At 71.4% G+C, this 5,041-nt stretch carries 4 protein-coding genes and 2 pseudogenes; 5 read left to right on the plus strand and 1 reads right to left on the minus strand.

The features are described from left to right. The 4 genes and pseudogenes from acnA to FHP29_RS21585 all read left to right on the plus strand — a co-directional run. Positions 1-538: pseudogene (gene acnA / locus FHP29_RS22540) on the plus strand (aconitate hydratase); the annotation flags it as partial. A 130-nt stretch (positions 539-668) separates the two neighbouring features. Beyond that, a complete protein-coding gene (locus FHP29_RS06260) occupies positions 669-2,759 on the plus strand; it encodes a hypothetical protein (protein ID WP_139621999.1) in 2,091 nt (696 codons plus the stop codon). A 125-nt stretch (positions 2,760-2,884) separates the two neighbouring features. Then, the gene (locus FHP29_RS06265) at positions 2,885-3,184 is read left to right on the plus strand and encodes a thiamine-binding protein (RefSeq protein WP_139622000.1); all 300 of its coding nucleotides are present in this window, start codon (positions 2,885-2,887) and stop codon (positions 3,182-3,184) included. Continuing rightward, on the plus strand, positions 3,181-3,909 hold the full coding sequence (locus tag FHP29_RS21585) for a DUF3105 domain-containing protein (RefSeq protein ID WP_158296494.1): 729 nt from the start codon (positions 3,181-3,183) through the stop codon (positions 3,907-3,909). Before FHP29_RS06265 ends, FHP29_RS21585 begins: the two co-directional genes overlap by 4 nt. A gap of 354 nt (positions 3,910-4,263) precedes the next feature. Here the strand turns inward: FHP29_RS21585 and FHP29_RS23340 are convergent. Beyond that, a pseudogene (locus FHP29_RS23340) lies at positions 4,264-4,506 on the minus strand (methyltransferase domain-containing protein); the annotation flags it as partial. A 237-nt stretch (positions 4,507-4,743) separates the two neighbouring features. Here FHP29_RS23340 and FHP29_RS22550 point away from each other — a divergent pair. Then, positions 4,744-5,041, plus strand: a 298-nt coding sequence (locus FHP29_RS22550) for a 1-deoxy-D-xylulose-5-phosphate synthase N-terminal domain-containing protein (RefSeq protein WP_420813390.1), incomplete at its 3' end; no start/stop codon positions are given.

Below are 5,041 nucleotides of genomic sequence, written 5' to 3' on the forward strand. Positions count from 1 at the left end.
CATGATCCGCGGCACCTTCGCCAACATCCGTCTGCGCAACCAGATCGCGCCCGGCACCGAGGGCGGCTTCACGCGCGACTTCACGGCCGCCGACGGCCCGGTGACCACGGTGTACGACGCCTCGGTCAACTACCAGGCCGCAGGCATCCCGCTGGTCGTCCTGGCCGGCAAGGAGTACGGCTCCGGCTCGTCGCGTGACTGGGCGGCCAAGGGCACGTCGCTGCTGGGCGTGAAGGCGGTCATCGCCGAGAGCTACGAGCGGATCCACCGCTCCAACCTCATCGGCATGGGCGTGATCCCGCTGCAGTTCCCCGAGGGCCAGAACGCCGAGTCGCTCGGCCTCACCGGTGAGGAGACCTTCTCCTTCTCCGGCATCACCGAGCTCAACGAGGGCCGCACCCCGCGCACGGTGAAGGTCACCACCGACACCGGCGTGGAGTTCGACGCCGTCGTCCGCATCGACACCCCGGGCGAGGCGAACTACTACCGCAACGGCGGCATCATGCAGTACGTCCTGCGCAACCTGCTCCGCGGCTGATCCGCTCCGCTCGCAGCACGACGGCCCGCCCCTCGACCGAGGGGCGGGCCGTCGGCGTTCCTGCGGCGTGGTGACCGAGGCCACCTCGATCCGAAGTTTGGTGAGGGTGCACTGGAGGCACGTACCCGCCATGCGTCTGCGCTCCCATCCGCGACCGGCCTCGCTCCTGCCGGTTCTCCTCGGTCTCCTCCTCGCCCTTGCCCTGGTTCCCGTCCTCGCCGCGCCTGCCCGAGCCGCGACCATCACGGTGACGGGCAAGGTCACCGCCGTCGACACGTCCGGCGCGACCGTGCCGGTGCCAGGTGTCTTCGTGGACGTGTGGCACCACAACGCGGGCCCTGTCGACGGCGCGGACGACTACACCGCCGTGGACGGCACCTACCAGGTGACCCTGCCCGCCTCCGGGACCTACGAGATCAGCATGGAGTGCAGGGGGGTCCTGGAGTGCGCGCCCTACGCGCCGGAGCCGGTCGTCGTGCGCGCCATCAGCGCCTCGGCGATCATCAACGCGACCCTCGAGCGATGGGGCCGCATCACCGGCACGTTGAAGAAGAACGGCACGCCGATCTCGTGGCCCAACGGCGAGATCGCCGCGCACAACCAGGAGCGCAGCTGGGACAGCCCCCAGGTGTCGGCGGACGCGAGCGGCCGGTTCACGATCGACAAGGTCGCCCCCGGTGTCGTCGAGGTGGAGGGGCGCGAGCCCTGGGGCGGTGAGCAGTTCCTGAGCACCGTCGACGGGCAGCGCGTGACGGTCGCCCCGGGACAGACCTCGGACATCAGTCTCGCCGTCGAAGACTGGCCGGGCCTCTACGTCCGCGCGGTGGACGCGGCCAACAGCACGCCGCTGGCCGGCCTGCGGTGGAACGTCTTCTCGCGCCCGGTCGGCAGCACCACCTGGGACGCCGGCCTGCAGATGGGGCCGCTCCGGACGAACACGCTCGGCCGGATGAACCATCCGATCACCGACAAGACGCTCGAGTACACGGTCTGCTTCTACGACGATGCCGAAGAGTCCACAGCCACCGTTCGCCGACCGACCCGCTGCCTGGGCAACGCTCCGAGCCTGGCGACAGCACAAGCCTGGAAGCACACGGCGGCGCAGCCGAAGCTGAAGGTCGACCTGGCCGTGCCGCTGCCCTTCACCACCGCTGCGGTGCCGGCGATCACGGGTACGGCGAAGGTGGGGACGACGCTGACCGCGACGCCGGGGACGTGGAGTCCGTCGGCGACGTTCTCCTACCAGTGGCTGCGGGCGGGTGCGCCGATCTCCGGTGCGACCACGGCGACGTACGTGCCGGTCGTGGAGGATCTGGGCAAGGCGCTGACGGTGCGGGTCACCGGTTCTCGACAGGGTTATGTGACGACCGCGAAGACGTCGGCTGCGACGGCGGCGGTGGCTGCGGGTGGCTTCACGACCGCTCCGGTGCCGACGATCACCGGTACGGCGAAGGTGGGGACGACGCTGACCGCGATCCCGGGCACCTGGAGTCCGTCGGCAGCCTTCGCCTACCAGTGGCTGCGCGCCGGTGTGGCGATCCAGGGTGCGACGACCCAGCAGTACCAGGTGACCGCGGCGGACGCCGGCAAGGCGCTGGCGGTGCGGGTCACAGGGACTCGAACCGGCTACGTGCCGACGTCGCGGACGTCCGCGACGACGCCCGCGGCGGCCGACGGGGCGTTCACCGACGTCCCGGTGCCGACGATCACCGGCACGACGGCGGTCGGTGCGACGCTGACGGCGGATGCCGGCGTGTGGACCCCTGCCGCGACCACCACGACGTACCAGTGGCTCCGTTCGGGTGTCGAGATCCCCGGTGCCACGGGGCCGACGTACCGGCTGACCCCCGCCGACGCGGGCAGGCAGATCACCGTTCGGGTCCGAGGTGAGCGCTCCGGCTACGCCCCCGACGCGGCGACCTCGGCTCCGACCGCGGCGATCAGCCAGGCCACGTTCACCACGACCTCGCAGCCGAAGATCAAGGGAAGGGCCACGGTCGGCGCCAAGCTCCGCGCGGTTCTCGGCGTCTGGTCGCCCCAGCCTGCGACGACGACCTACCAGTGGTATCGCAACGGCAAGGCGATCAAGGGCGCCACCAAGGCGAAGTACAAGACCAAGGCGGCGGACCGGCGCAAGCGGATCACCGTCGTGGTCACGCGGAGCCTGGCCGGCTACGCGACGGTCACCGTGAGGTCTGCCGCGACCAAGCGCATCAGCTGACATCTCGCGGCGAGTGACACGCACGGCAGCCTGGAGCGGTCTCCAAGGCTGCCGTGCGCGTCATGGCGACGCCAACAGCCGCCGCCGGCGGACCGTTCGCCTCACGTCCTGACTACGGTGGGTGCATGCTCGTCGCCTTCAGCATCAGTCCCTCCTCCTCCGACGACACCGGGGGTGTGTCCGAGGCCGTGGCGGCCGCGGTCCGGGTGGTCCGGGAGTCGGGCCTGCCGAGCGAGACGAACGCGATGTTCACCAACATCGAGGGGGAGTGGGACGAGGTGATGGCGGTCGTGAAGCGTGCGGTCGACGTCGTCGCGGCGGTCTCCCCGCGCGTCGGGCTGGTCCTCAAGGCCGACATCCGTCCGGGATTCACCGGTGAGCTCTCCGCCAAGGTCGAGCGGGTGGAGAGGGCCCTCGAGCAGTGAGCGAGCCGCCCTTCCCTCCACCATCGTCGCCGCCCCCGCCGCCCCCGCCGCCGCACTACGGCCCGCCACCTCCGCTGCCGCCGGGCATCCCCACGCCGCCGCGCCGGCGCTCACCGCTGCCGATCGTCCTCGCCGTGCTCGCCGCCGCGCTGGCGGTGGCGATCGCCGTGCTGGTGCCGGTCGTGCTGTCCAAGGACGACGCGGACCCCGAGCCGGACGAGGCTTCGGACGGGCCGTCGTCCTCGGAGCAGGTCGAGACCGACCTCGGCGCTGTCGAGGAGTTCCCCGGCCTGACCAGGCAGCATGTTGCGGTCGGCGAGGAGGTCGACTACCCGCAGTCGCCGCCCGTGGGAGGCGACCACGCGCCGTACTGGCTCGAGTGCGGCGTGTACGACGAGCCGGTGCCCGAGGTGAGCGTCGTGCATGATCTCGAACACGGCACCGTCTGGCTGACCTACCGCCCCGACGACGTCGATGCCGCCGGCGTCGATCAGCTCGCCGGCCAGCTGCCGGACAACGGCATCCTCTCGCCGTACGACGACCAGGAGGCCCCGGTCGTCATCACCGTCTGGGGCCGCCAGCTCGCCCTCACTGGGCCGGACGACCCGAGGATCGCGCTGTTCGTCGCGGAGTACGGCGCCGGCGACACCGCCCCCGAGCCGTTCGCGTCCTGCCACGGCGGCGTCGACCCGTCCCAGCTGCCCCCGTCGGGGACGACCGTCTGACCAGCGCTCCAGGATCAGCTGCCAGGCGAAGCCGATCCGATTGAACGGCTCGCGGTCGCACAGTTCGAGCTCGAGGGCGAGCAGGTCGTCGAAATGAGCTGGGTCGTGCTTGGCGGCGTCGTCGACGAGAAGATCGTTGGCGATCCGGTTGCCGAACAGGCCGCGGAACCGCAGTCCGGCCGTCTCCGCCTCGTTCTGGACCTCGCGCCACGCGACCTTGCGCGACGTCGTCCCGAAGGTCTCCACCCGCGCACGGTCGGCACGGAGCTCGGCATGTGCCGCGGACGGACCGTCGTTCAGCAGGGAGCGAAGCACGCGTCCGTCCGGGTTCACGTCCATGATGGAGAGCCGCCCTCCTGGGCGGACGCGGCGGGCCAGGGCGGCGAGGTCGCCGGCCTGCGGGGCGCGGTAGCGGAGCACGAAGTGGCACAGCACGAGGTCCCACTCGCCCGAGGGCAGCTGGTCCAGGCCGGTGTGGACGACCCGGATCGGCGCCCCCGCCTCGGCTGCACGGCGCTGCGCCGCGGCCAGCCAGCGCTCCGACGGGTCGACGACAGTGACCTCGTGACCAGCGAGCGCGAGCGGCAGGGCATCCATCCCGTCCCCGCCGCCGACGTCGAGCACGCGGAGGGCGGGGCCGAGACCGTGAGACTGAAGGTCATCGGCCTCGCGGCGCAGGACCTCGCCGACGATGGCGTACCTGATCCGCGCCCAAGGCGTCGATGAGTACGCGCGCCATGCGGCGAGGTGCTCCCCGATTTCGTCCGTCACCGTGCCAGTCTGACCGAGCCCGCGATCGGGGTCGCCGACCCGTGAGGATCTAGACTGGCCGCCATGTCTGTCCTCGAGAGCATCACCGCCCCGCGCGACCTGCGGGCCCTGTCCGAGGACGAGCTGACCGAGCTGGCGGCCGAGATCCGCGACCTGCTGATCCGCACCGTCGCGACCAACACCGGGCACCTCGGCCCCAATCTCGGCGTCGTCGAGCTGACCCTCGCGATCCACCGGGTCTTCGACTCCCCGCGCGACAAGATCGTCTTCGACACCGGCCACCAGTCCTACGTCCACAAGCTGGTGACCGGCCGCGCCGCGGACTTCGGCACACTCCGGCGCGAGGGCGGGCTCAGCGGCT

Origin of the sequence: Nocardioides albidus (assembly GCF_006335005.1) — a bacterium.
Lineage (GTDB): Bacteria > Actinomycetota > Actinomycetes > Propionibacteriales > Nocardioidaceae > Nocardioides > Nocardioides albidus.